This is a genomic window from Archangium sp. (assembly GCF_036388035.1).
Taxonomy (GTDB): domain Bacteria; phylum Myxococcota; class Myxococcia; order Myxococcales; family Myxococcaceae; genus Archangium.
Map to the genome: position 1 here is coordinate 1 of NZ_DASVSO010000447.1, position 4,166 is coordinate 4,166.

The 4,166-nt window shown below is 68.4% G+C and carries 4 protein-coding genes and 1 pseudogene; 2 read left to right on the top strand and 3 right to left on the bottom strand.

Features of this window, described 5'->3' with window-relative positions:
* Window positions 1-1,123, top strand: a 1,123-nt coding sequence (locus VF697_RS18115; protein WP_331096661.1) for a vWA domain-containing protein, incomplete at its 5' end; no start/stop codon positions are given.
* Window positions 1,124-1,152: 29 nt separating this feature from the next.
* On the opposite strand, the gene VF697_RS18120 is transcribed toward VF697_RS18115, so the two are convergent.
* Window positions 1,153-1,917 carry a double-CXXCG motif protein gene (locus tag VF697_RS18120; protein WP_331096663.1) on the bottom strand — a complete coding sequence of 255 codons (765 nt, stop codon included), beginning with the start codon at window positions 1,915-1,917 and terminating at the stop codon, window positions 1,153-1,155.
* Window positions 1,886-2,377: a DUF2380 domain-containing protein gene (locus tag VF697_RS18125; RefSeq protein ID WP_331096665.1), complete on the bottom strand. Its 492-nt coding sequence runs from the start codon at window positions 2,375-2,377 to the stop codon at window positions 1,886-1,888. Before VF697_RS18125 ends, VF697_RS18120 begins: the two co-directional genes overlap by 32 nt.
* Window positions 2,378-2,459: 82 nt before the next feature.
* On the opposite strand from VF697_RS18125, the gene VF697_RS18130 reads away from it, so the two are divergent.
* Complete coding sequence (locus tag VF697_RS18130) at window positions 2,460-3,725, top strand: SMP-30/gluconolactonase/LRE family protein (protein ID WP_331096667.1); 1,266 nt, start codon at window positions 2,460-2,462, stop codon at window positions 3,723-3,725.
* Window positions 3,726-3,883: 158 nt separating this feature from the next.
* Here VF697_RS18130 and VF697_RS18135 read toward each other — a convergent pair.
* Window positions 3,884-4,166, bottom strand: a pseudogene (locus tag VF697_RS18135) (hypothetical protein); the annotation flags it as partial.

Here is a 4,166-nt window from a genome sequence, read left to right on the forward strand (position 1 = left end):
CGCCCCGTCCCAGGGCGCGCCGGTGCCGGTGCAGCCGCAGCCCCAGCAGACCTCCCAGCAGCAGCAGGCGCGACCGAGGATCGACGTGGTGTTCGTGCTGGACACGACGGGCTCGATGGGAGGGCTCATCGAGGGGGCGAAGCAGAAGATCTTCTCCATCGCGTCGCGGATCGCCCAGGGCAAGCCGACGCCGCAGGTGCGGGTGGGGCTGGTGGCGTACCGGGACGTGGGGGACGAGTACGTGACGAAGCGGTACGACCTCACGGAGGACCTGGACGGCATCTTCACGCACCTGCGGAAGCTGGAGGCGAACGGGGGCGGGGACACGCCGGAGCACGTGGGGCGGGGGCTGGGCGAGGCGGTGTCGAAGCTCTCGTGGGACGCGAGCCGGGAGACGATGAAGCTCATCTTCCTGGTGGGGGACGCGCCGCCGGCGCAGCGCAACGACGACTGGAACTTCAACCACTGGGCGAAGCGGGCGGCGGAGAAGCACATCGTGGTGAACACGGTGCGCTGCGGTGGGGACGCGGAGACGGAGAAGCACTGGAAGCTGGCGGCGAAGATGACGGACGGACGGTACGAGTCGCTGGAGCAGTCGGGCGGCATGGTGGCGGTGGCGACGCCGTATGACGCGGAGCTGGCGAAGGTGAACGCGGAGATCGCTCGCAAGACGATGTACGCGGGGAAGAAGGAAGCGCAGGTGGAGAACCGGGCGCGGGCCGAGCAGATGGCGGCGATGGCGCCGGAGGCGGCGGCGGACCGCATGCAGTTCCTGAAGACGACGCGCAGCGCGGGGAAGCCGGCGGCGGCGGCGGCCGCGGTGAGCAGCGCGCCGGCGGCGGTGGGTGGGGCGGTGGACGTGGTGGCGCAGCCCGAGGCGCTGGCGGGCCTCAAGGACGAGGAGCTGCCGCAGGAACTGGCGGGGCTGGACGCGAAGGCACGGGAGGCGAAGGTGAAGCAGCTCGCCGACGAGCGGAAGGCGCTGGAGGAGAAGGCGACGAAGCTGGCGGCGGAGCGTGACGCCTGGAGGGCGAAGAACGTGGCGGAGAAGGAGGACTCCTTCGACGCGAACGTGATGAAGGGCGTGAAGGAGAAGGCGGCGAAGCACGGCCTGACCTACTGAACCCGCCGAACGGATGCCCGGTGGGGACGTCAGCGCGTGGGCAGCGGGTGGAAGGCGACGCCATCCAAGCCCAGGCGCTGGCAGGCCTCGGCGAAGCGCTCGGTGCAGACGACGACGGTGGAGAAGTCCTCCAGCCGGAAGACGTCCAGGTGGTGGGGGAGGGTGGCGCCATCCAGCACCAGGGGCTTGGGCAGGGTGAGGCCATGACGATGGCAGCGAGGGCAGGGCGGCTGGCGGTGGGGGGGCAGGCACTCCGGGTGCGCGCGGCCCACGGGGAGCAACTCCAACTCGAGCAGTACGGGCGAGGCGCGCTGGCGGAAGCGCAGTTGGGTGGGACAGCCCTTGAGACCTCGCAGGCCCTCGGCCTGGAGCTTCTCGAGGGCCTCGCGCTGCACCAACAGCCACCAGGAATAGGGCGCCGCGAGCGACCCGAAGCGGCCCTGGGCCTTGCCCACAAGCGGGCCAAAAGCGGCACCGGGTTCCAGCACGGCTCCCGGAGGCAGGAAGGGGCGTACCAGCTCGCATGACCTTTCGTACTCCTCGATGGGCTTGGGCCATGCGTCTTCGAAGCTGGCTTGGGCTGTGACAGGGCCGAGGTCCACGGAGGGATATGCTTTGGAGTTGTCGCCCCAGGTGACCTTGCAAGCAGGGCAATCCAACAGACCCGGGAGCGTCCACTGATGTGTGGCATCGATGTGGCCGGTGCAGCTCGCGGCCTTGTCTTCCTTGACTCTAAAGTAATGCATCGATGCGCGCCTCGGCTCAATCCTGGCAGTAGGGGACGAGGGGGCCATTCACGTTGAACAGGAACATCAGCTCGAACGCGAACCGCCAGAGTTCCTGCGAGCCGACTCCTGCGTTGTCCTCCTTGAATTGTCGCCAGGCTTCATTCCACTGGCCTCCTTTGGGGCTGCCACTGTGAAGCCTCCGGTGGATGCTCCTGGGGAGACTAGGAGCGCGAGCCATCGGGTGGAGGCTCGCATGCTCGACACGATACGCCAGGAACCCTCCATGGGAGGGGCAGGTGGAGGAGGCGGAGGCCACTGAGTCGACGCGGAGCTCGGCCCATCCTCGCGACAGCACCACACGGTGGCCGACCGACCGCACGGCCTCGACGACGGTGCGGCCCGCATTCTGGTCAGTGGGCATGCTGCCGAAGCCCACGTAGACCGGCGGCGCGCCGGCCGCGATGAACTCCTCCAGCGCCGGCTCCAGCGGCTCGTCGTCCGCGAGGAGCCAGGCACCGGTCTGCACGACGCGCCTCCATCCGCCTACGCGCTGGCTAGGGGGGCCGCGGCCAGGGCACGAGTTCTTCAATGAGACGAATGCCGACGAGGTGAGCACCGACGTCACGGAGTTCATCCGGACGCGGCTCTCCGCCCGCGGAGGGCGCGATGACGTTATAAAGGAGATCCTGATGAGCGACATGCCGACACCTGGCGGGGATGCGACACGGGCACCCGCCGTCCCCCGTTCCTTGTTCAGGAGGAGCGTGCGCATCGCCGCACTCGGCCTCCTCGCGCTCCTGGTGCTCACCGCCGCGTTCGCTCTCTACTCGAGGCTCTGGCCGGCCGGGCGAGGTGTGGGCAGGGAGTGCGAGCTCACCAGCGGTGTCCACGCCGTGTGTGGGCTCAACAAGCCAGAGGACCTGCTGCGGCTCGGGGATAGTGACTGGGTCGTCACGGGTAACATGGGCAACGACGACTGGGCCGGGGGCGGCTTCCATGCCGTCAGGATGGGCGACGAGTCCTTCCGAGCCCTCTCACCCGAGCTCTCGCGCCCGGTCGCGCCGACCTACCGCGACTGCCCCGGTGCACCCGATCCGAAGCTCCTCTCCGCGCACGGGATCGCGCTCCGTGCCCGCGCCGATGGGGCGCACACGCTCTACGCGGTCAACCACGGCGGTCGCGAGTCGATCGAAGTGTTCGACGTCCGGGTTTCCGCCGAGGGGCCAGCGCTGACCTGGACCGGCTGCGTCGTGCTGCCCGCGGAGCATGAAGCCAACTCCGTCGCCCCCCTCCCGGACGGCGGCATCGTCGTCACCATTCCGCACCTTCCGTCTTCGTCGCAAGGCGCGGTATTGCGGTGGGGGCCTGACGGCGGATGGACCGAGGTTCCGGGCACCCGCTTCCAAGGAGACAACGGCATCCTCGTGTCGCCGGACGGCACGCGCCTGTACGTGAACGAGTACTTCAACAACAGGGTACACGAGGTCCCCCTCGGTGGAGCCGCCACGAGCCTCCGGTCCGTCCACCTGGGCTTCCATCCAGACAACATCCGGTTCGCGCCCGACGGCTCCCTCCTCGCGACAGGGCACCCGAACTACCTCGCCGTCGTTGGCCTGTGTGGATTCTTCCTGAGGTGCGGCATTGGGACGGAGGTGGCCCGCATCGATCCGACCACCTTCCAGGCGACCACGCTCTTCGAGCGAGGCGCGAACGAGACCTTTAGTGCCGGCACGAGCGCCATCGTCGTCGGTGACGAACTCTGGATCGGCTCGTTCGTCTCTCGCTCGCTCCTGGTCGTGCCGCTCAGTGAGCTGAAGCAGCCGCTCGGAGCTCGGATGAAGCACCCGCCGCCGGACGGCGCCACGCCTCCGTGAGGGCCGCTGTCCTCGCCGAAGGTGTCAGACGACCCCAGGACCATGAGGTCGCCCGCTGTGGCCGAAAATGGGGTGATGGGTCTCCTGGGGAAGTCGTTCGAACAGGGAAAACACTCTGGGTGCTTTCCCCTCCCCAGGAGACTTTCAGTCCTCCCTGTTTACTTGGGGACGGACTGCACGACGATCTGCACGCGCCCGTAGTTGTCGCCGACGGGCTTGTCGATGTTGCGCACCTGCAGCGGGTTGTCTTCCCCCGTCAGCTCGTAGGTGTACTTGTGCTCGGCCGCGTTGTAGGGCTCGGTGCTGGAGGGGTGCTTCCAGGTCTTCCCTCCGTCCAGGCTGACCTCGATGAGGGCACTTCGCCGGGGAGCCGGCTCCATGCTCGTATCGAACGAGGAGCCCATGGGCCAGGCGAAGTAGAACTCGGGGTCCAGGCCGACC

What these genes read in the sequence shown, in the direction of transcription:
- VF697_RS18120 (WP_331096663.1), bottom strand. Translation starts at nt 1,917, where the DNA reads ATGGCCCCCTCGTCCCCTACTGCCAGGATTGAGCCGAGGCGCGCATCG.